Below are 20,370 nucleotides of genomic sequence, written 5' to 3'. Positions count from 1 at the left end.
GCCCTCGGTGGACCTCCCGCACCCTCGGGGCCACACTGGGAAGCAACGCCGGCCCCGTTGACGCGGGCGCCGGACCACCACCACACCGCTGCCCACCACACCACCGGGTGACCGTGGCGCCAGCGGACGACGAAGGGAATCCGCGTGAGCGACAGCTTCGGAGCCAAGTCGACCCTGCAGGTCGGGGACGCCGAGTACCAGATCCACCGCATCAAGGACGTGGAGGGCCTCGAGGGCGCCGCCACGCTGCCCTACAGCCTCAAGGTGCTGCTCGAGAACCTCGTGCGCACCGAGGACGGCGAGAACATCACCGCCGAGCACATCAAGGCGATCGCCGACTGGGACGAGACGGCCGAGCCCAGCACCGAGATCCAGTACACCCCGGCCCGCGTGATCATGCAGGACTTCACCGGTGTGCCCTGCATCGTCGACCTCGCCACCATGCGCGAGGCGATGGCCGAGATGGGCGGCGACCCGGCGAAGATCAACCCGCTCGCCCCCGCCGAGCTGGTCATCGACCACTCCGTGATCATCGACGTCTTCGGCAGCGCCGACGCCTTCCAGAAGAACGTGGAGCTCGAGTACGAGCGCAACGAGGAGCGCTACCAGTTCCTGCGCTGGGGCCAGACCGCCTTCGAGGACTTCAAGGTCGTCCCCCCGGGCACCGGCATCGTCCACCAGGTGAACATCGAGCACCTGGCCCGCACGGTCATGACCCGCGAGATCGACGGCGTGAACGTGGCCTACCCGGACACCTGCGTCGGTACCGACTCCCACACCACCATGGTCAACGGTCTGGGCGTGCTGGGCTGGGGCGTCGGCGGCATCGAGGCCGAGGCCGCCATGCTCGGCCAGCCGGTCTCCATGCTCATCCCGCGCGTGGTCGGCTTCAAGCTCACCGGTGAGATCCCGGCCGGTGCCACCGCCACCGACGTGGTGCTCACCATCACCGAGATGCTCCGTGAGCACGGGGTGGTCGGCAAGTTCGTCGAGTTCTACGGCGAGGGCGTCGGCTCCGTGCCGCTGGCCAACCGCGCCACCATCGGCAACATGTCGCCGGAGTTCGGCTCCACCGCCGCGATGTTCCCGATCGACGAGGTCACCCTCGACTACCTGCGACTCACCGGCCGCTCCGCCGAGCAGGTCGCCCTCGTGGAGGCCTACGCCAAGGAGCAGGGCCTCTGGCACGACCCGTCCGTCGAGGCCCGCTACTCCGAGCGCCTCGAGCTGGACCTCTCCACCGTGGTGCCCTCGATCGCCGGCCCGAAGCGCCCGCAGGACCGCATCGCCCTGACCGACGCCAAGGCCGCGTTCCGCAACGAGCTGCCGAACTACGCCACCGCCGAGGCGGAGCCGGCCGAGGCCATGGAGAGCGAGGTCGACACCGCCTCCGCGCTGTCCTTCCCGGCCTCCGACGCCCCGGCCACCGACGGCGAGCAGGTCGACCACGCTGCCGAGCAGCCGGCCGCCCCCGCCACCGACCCGGCCGCGGGGCGCACCTCCAAGAAGGTCGCCATCACCCTGGCCGACGGCACCGAGACCGAGCTGGACCACGGTCACGTGGCGATCGCCTCCATCACCTCGTGCACCAACACCTCCAACCCGTCGGTCATGATGGCCGCCGCCATGCTGGCGAAGAACGCCGTCGAGAAGGGCCTGCAGCGCAAGCCGTGGGTCAAGACCTCGATGGCCCCGGGCTCGCAGGTCGTCACCGACTACTACGAGAAGACCGGCATGTGGCAGTACCTCGAGGCGCTGGACTTCCACCTCGTCGGCTACGGCTGCACCACCTGCATCGGCAACTCCGGCCCGCTGCCGGAGGAGGTCTCCGCCGCGGTGCAGGAGAACGACCTCTCCGTCGTCTCCGTGCTCTCGGGCAACCGCAACTTCGAGGGACGCATCAACCCCGACGTGAAGATGAACTACCTGGCCTCCCCGCCGCTGGTCATCGCCTACGCCCTGGCCGGCACCATGGACTTCGACTTCGAGTCGCAGCCGCTGGGCCAGGACCAGGAGGGCAAGGACGTCTTCCTGAAGGACATCTGGCCGGCCGCGGACGAGGTGGAGAAGGTCATCTCCGAGGCGATCACCACCGAGATGTTCACCAAGGACTACGCCGGTGTCTTCGAGGGTGACGAGCGCTGGAAGGCGCTGTCGACGCCGGAGGGCGACACCTTCGCGTGGAACGACGAGTCCACCTATGTCCGCAAGCCCACCTTCTTCGACGGCATGGGTGCCGAGCCGGAGCCCGTCTCCGACATCACCGGCGCCCGCGTGCTGGCCCTGCTGGGTGACTCGGTGACCACCGACCACATCAGCCCGGCCGGTGCCATCAAGGCCGACAGCCCCGCGGGCAAGTACCTGCAGGAGCACGGCGTGGAGCGCAAGGACTTCAACTCCTACGGCTCGCGCCGCGGCAACCACGAGGTCATGGTGCGCGGCACCTTCGCCAACATCCGCCTGAAGAACCTGCTGCTGGACGACGTCTCCGGCGGGTACACGCGGAACTTCCTGGCCGGTGGCGAGCAGACCACCATCTTCGAGGCCGCCGAGGCCTACGCGGCCGCCGACACCCCGCTGGTGGTGCTGGCCGGCAAGGAGTACGGCACCGGTTCCTCGCGCGACTGGGCCGCCAAGGGCACCCGCATGCTGGGCGTGAAGGCCGTCATCACCGAGAGCTACGAGCGCATCCACCGCTCCAACCTCATCGGCATGGGCGTCCTGCCGCTGCAGTTCCCCGAGGGTGAGTCCGCCGAGTCCCTCGGTCTGGACGGCACCGAGACCTTCGACATCACCGGGATCGAGGCCTTCAACGAGGGTCGCAACCCGGGCACCGTGAAGGTCGTCGCCCGCAAGGAGGGTGGCGAGGAGATCACCTTCGACGCGAAGGTCCGCATCGACACCCCCGGTGAGATGGCGTACTTCCGCAACGACGGCATCCTGCAGTACGTGCTGCGCCAGCTGGCCAGCGCCTGACCCAGGGCGTCGCGCACCCGGCAGCGCCGGGGAACGCCGGAGGGCGGGACCACCACGTGGTGGTCCCGCCCTCCGGCGTTGGTGTGCGTGGGGGCGATCAGCTGTCGTCGGCGTCGTCGTCGCCCTGGTCGTCGGCGTCGTCGTCACCCTGGTCGTCCGCGCCGTCGTCGCCCTGGTCGTCGCTCTGGTCGTCGGCGTCGTCGTCGCCCTGGTCGTCACCCTCCTGCTCGGCGGCCGGGGCGTCGTCGCCACCCTCCTCACCGCCGCCGCAGGCGGAGAGGAAGAGGCCGGTGGACGCGGCCAGCGCGGCCAGAGTGCGGACGGTGGTGCGACGGGTGGTCGTGGTGCGCATGGTTCTCTCCTTCTCGCTGCCGGCGGTTCGGCCGCTGGCGGGATCGGTCCGTCCACCGTAGCCGCGTTCGAGGGTTCTGTCCCGGGTGCGGTGGTCGGGAGGGGTCCGGTCGGGGTCGGACCCGTATCCTCGGCACGCCGGAGCCGGCGGTACGGCGCTGTCGGTGGCGCGCCCTATCCTGTGCCCCGGAGCGGGCACCAGAGGGGTGCGCCCGCGGGAACCGAGGAGCACTGAGGGTGAGTCGACGGACGCGCGTCTCCCGAGAGGGCCATCCGGACACCACGCCCGTGGCGGGCTTCGGGTCCGGTTCGGCCGACTCCGGGCGGATCCGCGGCCTCGACGGGCTGCGAGCGCTGGCCGTCGTGCTCGTGCTCGTCTTCCACTTCGCCCCGTCCCACCTGCCCGGAGGCTTCATCGGGGTGGACGTCTTCTTCGTCATCTCCGGGTTCCTCATCACCACGCTGCTGCTGCGTGAGGTGCGGCGCAACGGGTACATGAACATGACTACCTTCTGGCTGCGGCGCATCCGACGCCTCCTGCCCGCGCTGGTGGTGCTCCTCGTGGTGTGCACCGCCCTGGTGCTCGTGGTCGACCTCTGGCGGGGCGGTGACCTGCGGGTCGGGCTGGGGCGGCAGATCCTCGGAGGGCTCACCTTCACCACCAACTGGGTGGAGATCCTCCACGGCACCTCGTACTTCGACCAGAACCAGCCGGTGCTGTACAAGACGCTCTGGTCGCTCTCGGTGGAGGAGCAGTTCTACCTCTTCTGGCCGATCATGCTCGCGCTGATCCTCGTGACCTGCCGCCGGTGGCGCACCCGGGGAGTGGCCGTGGCCGTTCTCGGTGTGCTCTCCGCGCTGTGGATGGGCGTGCTCTACTTCCGGGCCGACGACGTGACCCGCCCCTACTACGGGACGGACTCCCACCTCTTCGGGCTGATGCTCGGGGTCCTCGTCTCGTTCTGGTGGATGTCGCGGAACAGCTGGCTGCGCTCCGAGCGCTGGAACGTCCTGCGTCTCCCGGTGGCCCTCGGGGGGCTGGTCCTGCTGGTGCTCCTGAGCGCGGTGATGCCCGCCGACCGGGCCGTGACCTACCTGGGTGGCCTCTTCCTGGCCTCGCTGGTCAGCGCCGCGCTGGTGGCGGCGGTCATCCCGGGGCACACGGCGCTGCACCGGGTGCTGGAGCTGCCTGCCGTGGAATGGGTGGGGGAGCGCTCCTACGGCATCTACCTCTGGCACTGGCCGCTGCTCCTGCTCGCCCAGGCCGCGCTGCCCGCGCAGGCCGAGGGCAGCGTCGGCTTCTGGTTGCTGCGAGCCCTGGTGCTGGTGGTGACCCTCGTGGCCGTGGAGCTGAGCTACCAGCACGTGGAGAAGCCGATCCGGAAGCTCGGTGTCCGGCAGTGGGCGCAGGGGCTCCTCCAGCGGGGTCGGCGGGAGCGGACCGTGGGGCCGGTGCGCCTGGCGGCCGGGGCCGGCCTCGTGGGTGCGCTGATGGGCACCGCCGCGGTCGCCACCGCCCCGGAGAAGACCGAGGTGCAGCAGTCCATCGAGGCCAACGAGCAGATGCTCGCCGAGCAGGACCTGCCCACCGTGCCGGCCACACCCTCGGCCGAGCCGACCTCCGGGGGGTCCTCGTCGGGGGCCACCGGTGAGGCGCCCTCCGGTGCCCCGTCCGGAAGCGGTGGGAAGGGCTCCGCCGAGGGCAGGGGCAAGACCTCGGGCACGGGGAGCAGCGGGTCGGCCGGCGCCGGGCCCTCGGGTTCCTCGTCGTCCTCGGCCGGCCAGAGCCCGTCCGGCTCCTCCTCGGCTCCCTCGAGGGAGTCGGCGAAGGGCGGCGACTGGTCGGTGCCGGCGGGGGACCAGCTCTCCGTCTTCGGGGACTCGCTCGTGGTGACCAGCGCCCACGGCGTGCAGGGCACCTTCCCCGGGGTGCTCATCGACGCCCGCTCGAACCGGCAGTGGATCGATGGTCGAGCCGTCGTGAAGGCCCATGTCGACGCCGGCAGCGTCCGGGACTCGGTGGTCCTGTCCTTCGGGACCAACGCCGGCATCCCGGACCGGCAGGTGGTGCGCGACACGATCGAGATGCTCGGGCCCGACCGGCAGGTGGTCCTGGTGAACCTCTACGGCAAGTCCTCCTGGATCGGGGACGCGAACAACGCCCTGCAGCAGATCGCCGACGAGTACCCGAACGTCGAGGTGGCCGACTGGCACGGGGCCATCAAGAGCCGGCCCGACCTGCTCCAGAGCGATGGTGTGCACCCCGGCATCGAGGGCGGGAAGCTCTACGCCGAGACGGTGCGGCAGACCTTCGAGGGGCGCGCGGGGGGGTGAGCCCCGCCGCGGCACGCGGCACGCTGGCTGCCCGGCGGGGGAGGGCCCGCACTTGAACTGCGACGCGTGTACGACGATCATGTCGTCCATGAGTTCGACGATTCCCGGATGGCCTGCCGCTGTGCGTCCGCCGGACGCCCCGGGGTGGAGGGAGGACGCCGTGGCCTGGCTGCTCGACCTCTGCCCGGCCGACTTCAGGGCCTACACCGGCTGGCGTCGGCACCCGCTGATGCTGGCGTGGATCGCCGAGCGCCACGTGACCGGTCAGGTCGAGGTCATGCGGCAGGCCTGGCGGGACGTCCGGCTGCAGGTCGGTGTCCACGTCCCGCCGGAGGCGCTGCCGGGTCTCCTGGAGCACATGACCACCGAGGGCAGGCGGCTCGCCGAGGCCCAGCGGGGCGCCCGGCTGCTCGTCGAGGCGCTGCGTGGGGAGCGCTGGGTCCCGAGGCTGTGAGCCGTCACCGACCGTAGAATGGACGCTTCCACGACCGAACGGAACATTGCGTGAGCACGTTGGACCAGATCAAGGGCCCCGCCGACCTCAAGGCCCTCCCCGCCGGTGAACTCGACGGCCTTGCCGCAGAGATCCGCGCCCGCCTCATCGAGAGCGTCTCCCGGACCGGTGGCCACCTCGGCCCCAATCTCGGCGTCGTGGAGCTCACCATCGGTCTGCACCGCGTGTTCAGCTCCCCGGAGGAGCCGATCGTCTTCGACACCGGGCATCAGAGCTATGTGCACAAGATGCTCACCGGGCGGCAGGACTTCACCACCCTCCGCCAGGCCGGGGGGCTCAGCGGCTACCCCTGCCGGGCCGAGTCCGAGCACGACATGGTGGAGAACTCCCACGCCTCGACCTCGCTGAGCTGGGCCCACGGCATGGCCGTGGCGCGTCGTCTCCAGGGCGAGACCCGGCCGACCGTCGCGGTGATCGGCGACGGGGCCCTGACCGGTGGCATGGCCTGGGAGGCGCTGAACAACATCGCGGCGGACAAGACGCTGCCGCTGGTCGTCGTCGTCAACGACAACGAGCGCTCCTACGCCCCGACCCTCGGGGGCATGGCCGAGCACCTGGCCACCCTGCGCACCCAGCGCCGCTACGAGCAGGCGATGAGCTGGACGCGCCGCAGCGTCCAGAGCGCCCCGGTGGTGGGCCACGCCGCCTTCGACGTGCTCCACGGGCTCAAGAAGGGCGTCAAGGACTTCCTCGCCCCGCAGGGACTCTTCGAGGACCTCGGCATCAAGTACGTCGGGCCGGTCGACGGGCACGACCTGGGGGACGTGGAGAACGCCCTGCGGCTGGCGCAGCGCTTCGGCGGCCCGGTGATCGTCCACGTCATCACCCAGAAGGGGCGTGGGTACGACCCGGCGACGAACGACGAGGCCGACCGCTTCCACGCCGTCGGGAAGATCAACCCCGAGACGGGCCTGCCGCTGGAGGTCTCCGGCCGGGCCTGGACCGAGGAGTTCTCCGAGGAGCTCGTGGAGATCGCCCGGGAACGGCAGGACGTCGTGGCGCTCACCGCGGCCATGCTCATCCCGGTGGGCCTCGATCGCATGCAGGCGGCCTTCCCGGAGCGGGTCTTCGACGTCGGCATCGCCGAGCAGCACGCCGCCACGATGGCCGCCGGGCTCTCCCACGCGGGGATGCACCCGGTGGTGGCCATCTACTCGACCTTCCTCAACCGCGCCTTCGACCAGCTCCTCATGGACTGTGCGCTGCACCGGCAGGGAGTCACCTTCGTGCTGGACCGCGCGGGCATCACCGGCTCCGACGGCGCCTCCCACAACGGCATGTGGGACCTGTCGCTCCTGGGGATCGTGCCCGGGCTGCACCTCACCGCTCCGCGGGACGGGGTGCGGGTGCGGCAGGCGCTGCGCGAGGCGGTGGCGGTGAGCGACGCACCGACCGTCCTGCGCTTCCCCAAGGGCACCGTGCCCGAGCCGCTGGAGGCCGAGACCCACCGTGATGGCGTCGACGTCATGACCGAGGATGGTGACGGGGAGGTCGACGAGCTGCTCGTGGCCGTCGGGTCGATGGTGCCGACGGCGCTGGCGGTGGCCGAGCGGCTGCGTGCTGCGGGGCGGACCGTCCGGGTGGTGGACCCGCTGTGGTTCCTCCCGGTGACCGACGGCCTGCTGGCCGAGCTCCGTCGCTCCGGGAACGCCCGGGTGAGCGTGCTCGAGGACGGCCTGGTGGTCGGTGGTCTGGGGCAGCGGATCGCCGCCGAGCTGCCGGAGCGCCGGGTGCGACCCTTCGGCGTCCCGCAGCGCTTCCTCGACCACGCCTCCCGCGGCGCTCTGCTGGCCGAGCTGGGCCTGGACGTCGAGGGGATCAGCACCGTCCTGCTGGGCTGACCCGTCGATCGGTGGATGGGCCGCGGGATCAGCCCGCCGCCCGGCGCTCCACCACGCCCAGGGCGAGGTCCGCCCGGTCGGTGACCAGACCGTCGACCCCGAGGTCGAGCAGGCGCTCCATCGTGGGCTCGTCGTTGACGGTCCACACGTGCACCTGGGCGCCGGCGAGGTGGGCGGCGTCGAGGAAGGCGTGGTCCACCACGCGCAGTCCCTTGAACTGCTCCGGCACCTGGTAGGCGTCGATGCCCCGTGCAATCCGGTGGATGAGGCGGTGGGCCCACTCCTCGGTCGCCGTGGCGATGTGGCACCCCGGGGCAGCCATCCGCCCACCCGCGGCCTCGGCCGTCCCGACCCCGATCCCGGCGGCCACCACCAGCAGTCGGCTGGCGCCCCAGAGCAGGGCCGTCCGAGCCTGCCCGGCCGAGGTGGCGACGGGGCGGCTGAGCATCCCCAGCGCCCGGAGCCGGCGGCCGTCGTCGAAGGAGGTCAGCAGGACCCGGTCGTGCACCCCCAGCCGCTCGACGACCTCCACGGTGGGCTCGACCGCCCCGTCGGCCTTGAGATCGATGTTGAAGCGCGTCCCCGGCAGGGCCAGCAGGAGCTCCTCGAGGGTCGGCACCGGGTGGCCCCCCGTGATGCGGGCCCGCTGCACCTCGGCCCAGGGCAGCTCGGACACCCGGCCGGTCCGGTCGGTGACCCGGTCCAGCGAGTCGTCGTGGAAGGCGATGACCACCCCGTCGGCCGTGGCGTGCACATCGGTCTCCACGTGGGTGCATCCCAGCTCCACGGCCGCCTCGAAGGCGGCCAGGGTGTTCTCGCCCCCGTCGGGCGCGAACCCGCGGTGGGCCAGCACGAGCGGCCCGCTGCCCGGGAGGTACGGGGCGATGCGGTCCTGCGCCGGGCTGGCCTGCGGGGTGTCGGGGTGAGGTTCCATGGCCGGAGTGTCACCGACCGGGGTGAACGGCACGTGACGAACCCTCTGCGGAGGGTCGGAGGGCCGGGGACGCACGAGGGGCCCCGCCGGTGGCGGGACCCCTCATGGCCGGGTGCGCGGCAGCGATCAGGCGTCGATCAGATGTCGCGGAAGACCGTGATGTTGGCGCCGAGCTCGTTGAGCCGCTCGGCCAGGGCCTCGTAACCACGGTTGATGACGTACACGTTGCGCAGCACCGAGGTGCCCGGTGCGGCGAGCATGCCGAGCAGGATCACCACACCCGGGCGCAGGGCCGGCGGGCACATGATCTCGGCGGCGCGCCAGCGGGTCGGGCCCTCGACCATGATCCGGTGCGGGTCCATGAGGTGGACCTTGGCGCCCAGCGTGGAGAGCTCGGTGAGGTGGATCGCCCGGTTCTCGTACACCCAGTCGTGCACGAGGGTCTTGCCCTCGGCCATCGCACCGATGATCACGAAGAAGGGCAGGTTGTCGATGTTGAGGCCCGGGTAGGGCATCGAGTGGACCTTGTCCTGCGGCGCGACGAGCGGGCCGGGCTTGTAGGTGATGTCCACCAGGCGGGTGCGACCGTTGGCCGAGGTGTACTCCTCGGACTTGTCGTACTTCATGCCCATGTGCTCGAGGGTCGCGAGCTCGATCTCGAGGAACTCGATCGGGGCCCGGTTGATGGTGATCTCCGACTGGGTGACGATGCCCGCGGCCAGCAGGCTCATCGCCTCGATCGGGTCCTCCCCGGGGGTGTACTCGACGTCCATGTCGATGTCCTCCACGCCGGTGATCTCCAGCGTGGTGGTGCCGACGCCCTCGATCTTCACACCGAGCTTCTCGAGGAAGAAGCAGAGGTCCTGGACCATGTAGTTGCTCGAGGCGTTGCGGATCACGGTGGTGGTCGGCTGCATGGCGGCGGCCATGATCGCGTTCTCGGTGACCGTGTCACCACGCTCGGTGAGCACGATGGGGCGCGAGGGGCTCTTGGGGGTCACCGTGGCCTGGTACTGGCCCTCGGTGGCGAGCACCTCCAGGCCGAAGGGCTTCAGCGAGTTCAGGTGCGGCCCCACGGTCCGGGTACCCAGGTCGCAGCCGCCGGCGTACGGGAGGGCGAACTCGGGGTAGCGGTGGAGGAGCGGGCCGAGGAACATGATGATCGACCGGGTGCGGCGGGCCGCGGCCTCGTCGATCTCGTCGAGCTTCAGGCGCTCCGGCGGGCGGATCTGGAGGTCGTTGGAGCCTCCGAGCCACTTGGTCTCGACCCCGAGGGAGTTGAGGACCTCCAGCAGGCGGTTGACCTCCTCGATGCGGGCCAGCGAGCGCAGGGTCGTGGTGCCCTTGTTGAGCAGGGAAGCGCACAGCAGGGCGACGGCGGCGTTCTTGGAGGTGCGCACGTCGATGGACCCGGAGAGCTTGCGGCCGCCCTCGATCCGGAGGTGCTGCGGCATGGCGGCAGGGATGACGATGTCGTGGTCCAGTGCCTCGCTCACCCGGGCGATGGTGTCCAGGGAGAGGTTCTGCTTGCCCTGCTCCATGCGCGCCACCGCGCTCTGGCTCGTGTTGAGGATCTCGGCCACCTGCGCCTGGGTCATCCCACGGTGCAGACGAGCGTCTCGGATCAGGGATCCGATGCGTGCCAGGTAGTCGTCAGTCATGGCGAAGAGGCTATCTCATGGATGAGATATGGGCCCGTGGGGGATCTCGTGGAGGCCCGGGGGAGAGGGGGGGTCAGGCGTCCTCGGGGGTGCGATCCTCGTCACTCCCGGACGGTCCGGCGAGGGCGCGGAGGATCACCGGAACCGCGGCATCACGCTGCCAGGGGCGGGCGCCCCGCTCGGCCAGGGCAGCGTCCACGGCCTCGTCGGTGGCCTGTGGGGGACACCACAGGACCTCCCTCAGCACCGAGGGGGTCAGGAGGTTCTCCAGCGGCACGCCGAGGGACTCCGCGTGTCGGCCCAGCTCCTCCCGGGCCCGGGTGAGCCGTTCGGCGGCCTCCGGGTCCCGGTCGGCCCAGGCCTTCGCCGGGGGCGGGCCGGTGGCGGGCAGACGGGCAGGGGGCAGCTCTTCCTCGGGCAGGGCACGGCCCCGCTCGACGGCCTCCCACCAGCGCTCCCGGTGGCCGTTCAGGGTGGCCAGCGCACGCTGCACGCGCCGTTCGGCGGAGCCCGAGGAGCGCCGCTGCTGCCCCCGGCGTCCTCCGTTCTTCGCGGCCACCGCGAATCTCGCCACCGGCGCCATGTCCGCCGGTTCCACCAGCGGAGCGGTGGCCAGGGCCACCAGCACGTCGTCGGTGACCACCTTCGAGGGCGTCACGTCCCGCTCCCGAGCCATGGCGTCGCGGACCTGCCACAGCTCCCGCAGGACGGCGGCCTGACGGGGGCGGCGGACCCGGTGGGAGCCGGAGGTGCGGCGCCACGCGTCCTCCCCGTGGTCCTTCGGGCGGAAGTCGAGGAGGTGGTCGAACTCCTGCCGCGCCCACTCCCCGCGGCCCAGTCGGGCGAGGTCCTCGGCCATCGCCGCACGCAGCTCCACGAGGACCTCCACGTCCAGGGCCGCGTAGAGGAGCCAGTCGGTCGGCAGGGGACGGGTGGACCAGTCCACGGCCGAGTGCTCCTTGGCCAGGGTGAGGTCCAGGTAGTGCTCGACCACCGCGGCCAGGCCGACCCGGGGGAGGCCGGCCAGCCGGGCGCCGAGCTCGGTGTCGAAGAGCTTCCGGGGCCGGAGCCCCAGCTCGGCCAGGCAGGGAAGGTCCTGGGTCGCGGCGTGGAGGACCCACTCCGGACCGTCGAGTGCCTCGGCCAGGGGAGTGGTGTCCGTGAGCCCGGTCGGGTCCACGAGCACCGTGCCCGCACCGGTCCGGCGTAGCTGGACGAGATAGGCGGCGTTCCCGTACCGGTACCCGGCTGCTCGTTCGGCGTCCACGGCCACCGGGCCGGTGCCGGCGGCCAGGCGCTCGGCGGCCTCGACGAGGGCGGCGTCGTCGGCCACCACCTCGGGCAGGGGCTCGGCCGGGGTGTTCAGGGGGGTGGGCATCAGCGGGCACCTCGCAGCGGGGTCACACCCGTCGGCACCGGAGGCGTGCCGCCCACCATCGCCAGCAGGTCGCGCCAGGCCTCCAGGTGTCGCAGCAGGTCGCGGTCCAGCGGCGTCCACGAGGCGCGGATCTCCAGCTCCACCTGCGGTGCCTGCTCCTCCCGGGCTCCGAACGCGGTGGAGGTCGACCGGGTCACCGTCCCGCTCTCGGCCACGTAGGTGCAGTGCTGCATCGCCAGCGCCTCCCGCAGCCACTCGGCGCCGACCTCGGCGAAGAGCGGGTCGGTGGCCAGCTCGGGCTCCACCTGGGCCCCTACGTAGACCACGACGCGCCACGGGCCCTCCCACTCCTCGGGGGCCTCGGGGTCGTGGAGCAGGACGAACCGTCCGGTCGCCAGCGGCTCCTCGGGGCACCCCCCGACCACCTGGCCGCTGAAGGCCAGCGAGGTGGGGGCGATGCGCGTGGGGGAGTCCATCTCCTCCAGCTCGATGCCGGGCCGGGGCAGCGCGGCCCGCACGGCGGCGAGGGCCGTCTGCGGGTCGGCGTGCTGGGGTCCGCGCACGAGTCGAGAGGTCACGGGAGAGACAGTAAAAGCCGGGCCCGACAACCTCCGGAAGGCGCGCCGGACGGCGGTGGGAGCGGCCGGGAGGCCGCGTGGGACCATGCGGCCATGGATCCCAACGTCCCGCAGCACCCCACCGGCACCTCGACGAGCGCCGAGCAGAACACCGCTCCCGGCGGCGAGGGCGGCGTGGTGCCCACCCTCGTGGCCGCCGCCCGGGGCGAGGCCACCCCGCACACCCCGGTGTGGTTCATGCGGCAGGCCGGTCGCTCCCTGCCGGAGTACCGGGCCCTGCGCGAGGGCAACGCCATGCTCGAGGCCTGCCGCCGCCCCGAGCTGTGCACCGAGATCACCCTGCAGCCGGTGCGGCGTCACGACGTGGACGCCGCGATCTTCTTCAGCGACATCGTCGTGCCCGTGCAGGCCGTCGGGGTGGACCTGGACATCGTCCCGGGGGTGGGACCGGTCGTGGCCGAGCCCTTCCGCACCCGGGCCGACCTGGACCGGCTGCCGGAGCTGACACCGGACATGGTCACCGACATCACCGAGTCCGTGGCCGGGGTGCGGGCCGCGCTGCGCTCCGACCAGGCCCTCATCGGCTTCGCCGGGGCTCCCTTCACCCTGGCCAGCTATCTCGTGGAGGGCGGGCCGAGCAAGAACCACGAGAACACCAAGGCCCTCATGCACGGCGACCCCGAGCTGTGGAACGACCTCTGCGAGCGGCTGGCGGCCATCGCCGGGGCCTTCCTGCAGGTGCAGGTCGACGCCGGGGCCGACGCGGTCCAGCTCTTCGACTCCTGGGTCGGCTACCTGAACCGTGCGGACTACCAGCGCTTCGTCGCCCCCCACTCCGCCCGCGTCCTGGCCTCCGTGGAGGGACGCGTCCCGCGGATCCACTTCGGGGTGGGGACCGGCGAGCTGCTCGACCTCATGGGCGACGCCGGGGCCGAGGTGGTCGGGGTGGACTACCGCGTCGACCTCGCCGACGCCCTCGAGCGCACCGGTGGCCGCCACGCCCTGCAGGGCAACCTCGACCCGGCCCTGCTCTTCGCCCCGGACGAGCCGCTCATGGCCCGGGTGGACGAGATCGTCGAGGCCGGCCGGAAGGCCCCCGGTCATATCTTCAACCTCGGTCACGGCGTGCTGCCGACCACCGACCCGGACGTCCTGACCCGTGTCACCGCACGGGTGCACGAGACGAGTGGTCGCTGAGCCCGTGGCCGGCGCACCCAGCTGCAGCGTCATCGTCGTCGGGGGTGGCATCAGTGGCCTGGTGGCCGCCCGCTCCCTCGTCGTGGAGCACGGGGTGCCCGCCGAGCAGGTGACACTGCTCGAGGCGTCCGAACGCGTCGGGGGGGTGCTGCACCGGCGGGAGATCGCCGGGAACCCCGTCGACGTGGGGGCGGAGTCCGTGCTCACCACCCGCCCGGAGGCCACCGCGTTGCTCGCCGAGCTGGGGCTGGACGGCGAGCTCCGGCGCCCCACCGGCGTGCCGGCCTCGGTGTGGACGCGGGGTGCCCTGCACCCGGTCCCGCGCGGCACCCTCATGGGGATCCCCGGCGACCCCTCCGGGCTCGCCGGTCTGCTCACCCCCGCGGAGGTGGAGCGGGCCGACGACCGCGGGCGCGAGCACACGCCGGTGACCGGTGACCTCTCGCTGGGCGAGCTCGTCGAGGAGCGCCTCGGCGCCGCCGTGGTCGACCGCCTGCTGGAGCCGCTCCTGGGCGGTGTCTACGCCGGGCAGGCCCGCCGCCTCTCCGCCCGGGCCTGCCTGCCCCGCGTGCACGAGGCCGCCAGCGCGGGAGCCTCGCTCACCGCGACCGTCGCCGAGCTGACCGCCGGGACCGGGGGCACCCAGGCCTCACCGCGCGCTGCGACCGACGGGGCGCCCCGCCCCGCGCCGCCCTTCGCCTCCCTGCCGGGAGGACTCGCCCGCCTGCCCGAGGAGATCGCCGAGGACCTGGCGCGCCGGGGGGTGGATCTGCGTCTGGGCGTGCCGGCCGAGGCGCTGGAGCAGACCGCGGGCGGTTGGGTCGTGACCACGGGCGCGGGCGAGCGCCTGGAGGCGGAGCGGGTGGTCGTGGCGCTCCCCGCGCCCGCTGCCGCGCGGCTCCTCGCCCTCGCCTCCCCGGCCGCCGCGGAGCAGCTGGCCGGCATCGAGACCGCTTCCATGGCGGTGGTCACCTGGGCCTACGAGACCGCCGCGCTGCCCGCGCTGGAGCGCTCCGGCTTCCTCGTGCCCCCGGTGGACGGACGGGCCATCAAGGCGGCCACCTTCACCGCGGCCAAGTGGGGGCCAGTCGGGGACGGCACCGCCAGCTATCTCCGGGCCTCGCTGGGACGGGCCGGGGACGCTGCCGTCCTGGACCACGGGGACGACGAGCTGGCCGCCCTGGCGTTGGCCGACGTGCGGGAGGCGGTGGCCCTCCTGGAGGGCGCCCCGAGCCTGCCGGAGCCGGTGGCCACGCACGTGCAGCGATGGGACGACGCCCTGCCGCAGTACGCCGTCGGGCACGTCGAGCGGATCGCGGCGGTGCGCGCGGCGGTGGCCGGGCTCCCCGGGTTGGAGCTGGCCGGTTCGGCCTACGACGGGGTCGGCATCCCGGCCTGCATCGGCACCGCCCGGGCCGCTGCCGCGGCGCTGGTGGCCGGTGGGACAATGGCCCCATGAGCGATCGCGATCGAGTCAGCCCTGCCAAGGTCCGGGAGATCAACGAGTCCCTCCGGTACACCATGTGGTCCGTCTTCGAGGTGCCCACGGTCCTCCCGGCCGACCGGATCGAGCTCATCGCCCACGAGGCCGAGAGCTACCTGGAGTCGCTCGCCGAGCAGGGGGTCGAGGTCCGAGGCGTCTACGACCTGGCCGGCATGCGGGCCGGGGCGGACTACCTGATCTGGTGGCACGCGGAGTCCAACGACCAGCTCCAGGAGGCCTTCAAGGGCTTCCGCCGCACCGAGCTGGGGGCCCGTTCGCGCCCCACCTGGAGCGTCTCTGCCCTGCACCGCCCGGCCGAGTTCAACAAGAGCCACGTCCCGGCCTTCCTCGCCGGCGGGCGCGTCCGCGACTACCTGTGCCTCTACCCCTTCGTGCGCACCCCGGAGTGGTACCTGATGGACCCGGAGAAGCGCCGGCAGATGCTCGTGGAGCACGGTGTGGCCGCCCGCGACTACAAGGAGGTGCGCGCCAACACCATCCCCGCCTTCGGCCTGGGGGACTACGAGTGGGCGCTGGCCTTCGAGTCCGACGACCTGAGCCAGATCGTCGACCTCATGCGCACCATGCGGGAGACCGAGGCCCGCCGGTACGTCAAGGAGGAGGTCCCCTTCCACACCGGCAAGCGCACCCCGGTCGGTGAGCTGGTCCGCTCGCTGCCCCACCACCCCGCGGTCTGAGCAGGCCCGGGTCCAGCCGCCCGGTCCGCACACCGGAGCCCCGCCGTCCACCAGGACGGCGGGGCTCCGGTCGTCTCCCGGGCTCGCCGGTCAGGCGTCGTGGGCGCCCCGGACGGAGGCGGACCCGTCGGCCGGGGTGAAGGTCAGGCAGACCGAGTTGATGCAGAAGCGGGCGTCGGTGGGGGTGTCGAAGCCCTCCCCGGTGAAGACGTGCCCCAGGTGGGAGCCGCAGGCTGCGCAGCGCGTCTCGATGCGCGGGCGGCCGGGGATGGACTCGTCGTGCAGGTACTCGATGCGGTCCTCGGCCAGCGGGGCGTAGAAGGCCGGCCACCCGCAGCGGGCGTCGAACTTCGTCGAGGACCGGAACAGCTCGGTGCCGCAGCCGGTGCACGAGTAAGTGCCCTCGGCGTCGAACTCGTCGAACTTCCCGGACCCGGGGCGTTCGGTCCCCGCCTGGCGGAGCACGGCGTACTCCTCGGGGGTGAGTTCCCGACGCCACTGCTCGTCGTCCCGGCCGAGGGCGTGCTGCGTGGAGGAGGTGAGGGGGATGTCCATGGCCCCAGTCTCCCACCGTGGCGGAGGGCAGACCAGCGTCGGGGCCGGGTCAAGGGGGTGCCCCTCCCGGACGAGGTCCGGAAGGGGCACCCGCGCCCCGTCTCAGGGGTGTTCCTGCGGGGTCAGCGCAGGGCCCGACGGTCGATGCTCACGACCTGCGGGTCGTGGTCGCTGAGCTGGTCGTGGAAGTCGGCGTTCACGTGCACCACGTCGTGTCGGTAGGGCGTCACCGGCTGCTGGCCCTGGGTCGCCTCGGTAAGGTTCGGCGAGACGAGCAGGTGGTCCAGCACCTGGCTGTTGCCCTGGTAGTTGTACGTGTAGCGGTCGGCCGGGTCGAGCTCGCGGGGGAGGTCGCGCAGGGCGGTGGCCCCGGAGCCCACCAGGGTGTCGACCACCGGGGAGAACTCGAAGTCGTTCACGTCACCGGCGACGATGACGTTCGCGTCGGCGTCCTTGGCCAGCAGCGAGTCCACGAAGCCGCGCACCTCCTGGGCCTGGGCCATGCGCTGCTCCTCGGAGGAGCGCACCGGCTGCTGCCAGCGACCGAAGAGCGGGTCGTCGCCGCCCTTGGAGGCGAAGTGGACGCCGATGACGAACACCGGGCGGCCCTGGTACTTGTACTCCACGGCGAGCGGCTTGCGGGAGTCCTCCCAGGCGCTGCTCAGCGGGTTGATGCGCCCGGGGCTCGCCGAGAGGGCAGCCCAGCGGCCCCGCGAGACGGCCTCGGTGGCGGTGGTGGCGTCGGCCTCGCCGCGCTCGACGAGCTCCAGGCCGTCGACGTCGGTGCGATGCAGCATCACGTTGCGGATGTTGCCCCCCGGCCGCCCGCCGTCCTGACCGTCCTCGGGGTTCACCCAGGTGGCCTCGTAGCGCGGGCCACCGGCGGCCTCGATGGCGGCGATGAGCTTGTTCACGGTGGTGGTGGAGTCCACGGTCCCGTCGTTCTGGGCGCCGTTGTTGTCCTGCACCTCCTCCAGGGCCACGATGTCCGGGGCCTGCAGGTTGTGCACCAGCTGCTCGGCCAGGCCCTCGAACTTGCCGGAGTCGTCGGTGGGGGAGAGGTTCTCCACGTTGAAGGTGGCCACCTCGAGCGCGTCGTCGCGGTTGGCGGCGGTGACCTCGCGCAGGAAGGGGCTGGGGGCGACCCGGCCGAGCTCGGTGACCTGCACCTTGAAGTTGGCGTAGGAGTAATCGAGGACGCCGGTGGTCAGGCCGGCGATGCGGGCACCGGTGTCCACCTGCGGCAGGGCGCCGTTGCCGAGGATGCCGTCGTCCAGGTGCAGGCGCTGGGCGTTGGGCTGGTCGTAGCCGCCGTGGACGACGCCCCCGGCGATGCTGCGCCGGGCCTCGACGTTCGTGCCCGGCACCACCGGGATCTCCCCGAAGGAGGCGGTCGGGCCGACGGCCTCGGCGTCGCGGACGGCGACCTGCATGCCCTCCAGCGACTCGTAGCTGTCGATGGCGTCCCGGGCGGGGTCGAAGTCGGCGGAGTCGTACTCCACCGAGCCGGGATCCCCGGCCTCGATGGTCTGGGCCGGCACGACGACGTCCTCGCCGAGCACGACGGGTGCGGGGATGTCCGCGGTGCCGGTGACCTCCACCTGCGGGGAGGTGATCTGGGTGGTGGTGAGGTTGTCCCAGCCGCCGTTGCCGCCGGCGCGGTACTCGGTGACGGTGCCGGCGAGCTCGACGGTCTGCCCGGGCTCCAGGTCGTGGGCGCCGCGGTCGTACACGTACAGACCCTCGGAGGTCGCGTCGTCCTCGTCCGGGGTGGTCGAGTGGATCCAGAAGCCGTTGCGATCGGTGGCGGTCACCACACCGGCCACGCCGATGACGCGCTCGCCCTCGAGCGGGGAGCGGTGGGTGGCGCCCTGGATCTCGGCCACGGTGGTCGGCTCCGGCTCCGGGGTGGGTGCGGGGTCCTCCACGAGGGAGCAGTCGATGGTCTCGGTGGACGAGTTCTGCGGGGTGGGGGTGCCCACCTGGAAATCCGCGGCGTTGTTGTCCGTGTCGTGGCAGGGCTGGGTGCGGAACACCGAGGTGGTGTTCGAGGTGGCGTCGGCGGCGGCGCCCTCGGCCTGGTTGGCCGAGCCCCACCCCAGCAGGTCGACGACCTTGCCGGAGGGGGAGACCAGCTGCAGCTTGGCCCCGGAGGAGGACATGTGCACCGATCCGATGGCGTCCGGGGTGGGCAGGGGGTCGGCGGAGGTGTTGCGGCCGGCCTGCTGCTGAACCAGGTAGCGGGCGCCGGGGGCGACCTGGCCGGAGAGCTGGGTGACCTGGGCGCTCGTGCCGCTGGCGGAGCGGTACTCCAGCGTCCAGCCGGTGAGGTCGACCGACTCGCCGGAGCGGTTGAACAGCTCGACGTAGTCGTGGCTCAGCGGGGCGCCGGAGTTGCCCCCGCCGCCGTAGGCCTCGGAGATCACCATGTCCTGCGAGACGGCCTGGGCAGCGGGCTGGACGGCGGCCACGCCGGCGGTCGGGAGGAGCAGGGCGAGAGTCAGGGGGAGGGAGGTGCGAGTGAGAGATCGCATCGGGGAACACTCCAGTGAGGGAGGGGAATCGGACGCGTCACCGTGACAGGACCAGGTGTGCGGCAGGTGTTCTCCGTGTGACGCCTCGGTGAACAGGCGCTCTGCGTCCGGCCTAGGCTGGGTGCGGCGCGAGATCCCGCGCCCCACGGACGACGGCAGCGGGCCTGCCGGGGCAGGAGCACCATGGCGAGCACGGCCGTCATCCTCGAGATCCCGGCGCCGGACGGCAGCGTCCGGGCGGTGCGCCTCTCCAGCCCGGACCGGGTGATGTGCCCGGCCGGGGACCAGCCGGGCTCGGTGGACGTCACCAAGCAGGACCTCGCCGAGTACCTCCTGACCGCCGGGGAGCGCTTCCTGGCCGCCCATGCCGACCGACCGGTGACCCTGCAGCGCTTCCCGACGGGCATCACCGGGGAGGAGTTCTACTCCAAGAACCCGCCGAAGGGTGCACCCGAGCACCTGCGCACCACCACCTGCACCTATCCCAGCGGGCGCTCGCACGAGCAGGTGGTGCTCGAGGAGCTGGCCAGTGCCGTGTGGGCCGTGCAGATGTCCACGGTGACCTTCCACCCGTGGCCGGTGCGCACGAGCGACCATGCCGGCGAGCTGCTCAACGACTGCCCCGACCAGGTGCGGCTGGATCTCGACCCGATGCCGGGGCGTGGTTTCCGGGACGTGGTGACCATCGCCCGGGCGGCGCGCGAGCTCCTCGAGGAGCTGGGGCTCAGCGCGTACGTGAAGACCTCCGGCCACCGGGGGCTGCACGTCGTCGCACCGATCCGCCCGGAGCGGGAGTTCCTCGACGTGCGCCACGGCGTGATCGCCCTGGCCCGGGAGCTGGAGCGCCGTCTGCCGGAGCTGGTGACCACCCGCTGGTGGAAGGAGGAGCGGGGGGACAGGTGCTTCATCGACTTCAACCAGCACTGCCGCGACCGCGCCCTGGCCGGGGCGTGGAGCCCCCGCGCGCTGCCCGGGGCGCCGGTCTCACTGCCGGTGGCCTGGGAGCGTCTCGACGACCTGGTGCCCGGCGAGGTGGTGGTCCCCACCATCGGCGAGCACCTGCAGGAGCCCGACCCGTGGGCCGGCATGCTGGAGCACCGCGGCGACTTCGCGCCGGCGATGGAGATGTGGGAGGCCGACCTGGAACGCGGCCTGGGGGAGGAGCCGTTCCCGCCGGACCACCCGAAGATGCCTGGCGAACCGGTCAGGGTGCAGCCCAGCCGGGCGCGGAAGGGCTGAGGGTCGCGGCCCGGCACGCCGGTCGCACCGCAGCGTCCGACAGGCGCACCGGTCCGCATGTCGCGTGTCACCCTCCGCTCAGATGCGTACTGGTGCG

Annotated in this window: 15 protein-coding genes; 8 read left to right on the top strand and 7 right to left on the bottom strand. The window is 72.3% G+C overall.

What is annotated here, in order from left to right:
- Positions 1-138: 138 nt before the first annotated feature.
- Positions 139-2,976 (top strand): aconitate hydratase AcnA, encoded by a 2,838-nt coding sequence (acnA, locus tag CFT82_RS01475; RefSeq protein WP_088817322.1) that lies wholly within the window; start codon positions 139-141, stop codon positions 2,974-2,976.
- 97 nt (positions 2,977-3,073) lie between these two features.
- Here acnA and CFT82_RS11615 read toward each other — a convergent pair whose 3' ends face one another.
- Positions 3,074-3,328, bottom strand: a complete 255-nt coding sequence (locus tag CFT82_RS11615; protein WP_159461814.1) for a hypothetical protein — start codon at positions 3,326-3,328, stop codon at positions 3,074-3,076.
- A gap of 236 nt (positions 3,329-3,564) precedes the next feature.
- On the opposite strand from CFT82_RS11615, the gene CFT82_RS01470 reads away from it, so the two are divergent.
- From CFT82_RS01470 to dxs, 3 genes are all read left to right on the top strand, one after another.
- The gene (locus CFT82_RS01470; RefSeq protein WP_159461813.1) at positions 3,565-5,661 is read left to right on the top strand and encodes an acyltransferase family protein; all 2,097 of its coding nucleotides are present in this window, start codon (positions 3,565-3,567) and stop codon (positions 5,659-5,661) included.
- Positions 5,662-5,749: 88 nt separating this feature from the next.
- The gene (locus CFT82_RS01465; protein WP_234994223.1) at positions 5,750-6,115 is read left to right on the top strand and encodes a hypothetical protein; all 366 of its coding nucleotides are present in this window, start codon (positions 5,750-5,752) and stop codon (positions 6,113-6,115) included.
- Positions 6,116-6,165: 50 nt separating this feature from the next.
- Entirely contained in the window at positions 6,166-8,016 is a 1,851-nt protein-coding gene (gene dxs / locus CFT82_RS01460) for a 1-deoxy-D-xylulose-5-phosphate synthase (RefSeq protein ID WP_088817319.1), read from the top strand.
- Between the two features lie 28 nt (positions 8,017-8,044).
- Here the strand turns inward: dxs and CFT82_RS01455 are convergent, their stop codons facing one another.
- From CFT82_RS01455 to CFT82_RS01440, 4 genes are all read right to left on the bottom strand, one after another.
- Complete coding sequence (locus tag CFT82_RS01455; protein ID WP_088818263.1) at positions 8,045-8,950, bottom strand: glycerophosphodiester phosphodiesterase; 906 nt, start codon at positions 8,948-8,950, stop codon at positions 8,045-8,047.
- Positions 8,951-9,087: 137 nt separating this feature from the next.
- Positions 9,088-10,611: a helix-turn-helix domain-containing protein gene (locus CFT82_RS01450; RefSeq protein WP_088817318.1), complete on the bottom strand. Its 1,524-nt coding sequence runs from the start codon at positions 10,609-10,611 to the stop codon at positions 9,088-9,090.
- Positions 10,612-10,684: 73 nt separating this feature from the next.
- A complete protein-coding gene (locus tag CFT82_RS01445) occupies positions 10,685-11,989 on the bottom strand; it encodes an HRDC domain-containing protein (RefSeq protein ID WP_088817317.1) in 1,305 nt (434 codons plus the stop codon).
- Positions 11,989-12,567, bottom strand: a complete 579-nt coding sequence (locus CFT82_RS01440; RefSeq protein ID WP_234994222.1) for a DUF3000 domain-containing protein — start codon at positions 12,565-12,567, stop codon at positions 11,989-11,991. Before CFT82_RS01440 ends, CFT82_RS01445 begins: the two co-directional genes overlap by 1 nt.
- 93 nt (positions 12,568-12,660) lie before the next feature.
- Here CFT82_RS01440 and hemE point away from each other — a divergent pair, with 93 nt between their 5' ends.
- The 3 genes from hemE to hemQ are packed head-to-tail and all read left to right on the top strand — an operon-like array spanning position 12,661 to position 15,945.
- A complete protein-coding gene (hemE, locus tag CFT82_RS01435) occupies positions 12,661-13,764 on the top strand; it encodes a uroporphyrinogen decarboxylase (RefSeq protein ID WP_088817315.1) in 1,104 nt (367 codons plus the stop codon).
- The gene (gene hemG / locus CFT82_RS01430; RefSeq protein WP_088817314.1) at positions 13,754-15,223 is read left to right on the top strand and encodes a protoporphyrinogen oxidase; all 1,470 of its coding nucleotides are present in this window, start codon (positions 13,754-13,756) and stop codon (positions 15,221-15,223) included. The genes hemE and hemG overlap by 11 nt, the downstream gene beginning before the upstream one ends.
- Positions 15,220-15,945, top strand: coding sequence for a hydrogen peroxide-dependent heme synthase (gene hemQ, locus CFT82_RS01425; RefSeq protein ID WP_088817313.1), 726 nt, complete (start codon positions 15,220-15,222; stop codon positions 15,943-15,945). The genes hemG and hemQ overlap by 4 nt, the downstream gene beginning before the upstream one ends.
- A 90-nt stretch (positions 15,946-16,035) precedes the next feature.
- Here hemQ and msrB read toward each other — a convergent pair whose 3' ends face one another.
- Positions 16,036-16,500 carry a peptide-methionine (R)-S-oxide reductase MsrB gene (gene msrB, locus CFT82_RS01420; protein ID WP_088817312.1) on the bottom strand — a complete coding sequence of 155 codons (465 nt, stop codon included), beginning with the start codon at positions 16,498-16,500 and terminating at the stop codon, positions 16,036-16,038.
- A 122-nt stretch (positions 16,501-16,622) separates the two neighbouring features.
- The gene (locus tag CFT82_RS01415) at positions 16,623-19,034 is read right to left on the bottom strand and encodes a lamin tail domain-containing protein (protein ID WP_088817311.1); all 2,412 of its coding nucleotides are present in this window, start codon (positions 19,032-19,034) and stop codon (positions 16,623-16,625) included.
- Between the two features lie 183 nt (positions 19,035-19,217).
- Between CFT82_RS01415 and CFT82_RS01410 the strand changes: the two genes are divergently transcribed.
- Complete coding sequence (locus CFT82_RS01410) at positions 19,218-20,273, top strand: DNA polymerase domain-containing protein (protein WP_088817310.1); 1,056 nt, start codon at positions 19,218-19,220, stop codon at positions 20,271-20,273.
- The last annotated feature ends 97 nt before the right edge of the window (positions 20,274-20,370 follow it).

It is taken from the genome of Kytococcus aerolatus, assembly GCF_900187395.1.
Lineage (GTDB): Bacteria > Actinomycetota > Actinomycetes > Actinomycetales > Dermatophilaceae > Kytococcus > Kytococcus aerolatus.
Note: the sequence above shows the minus strand (reverse complement) of the source record. Positions and strands in the feature narration are given on the sequence as shown.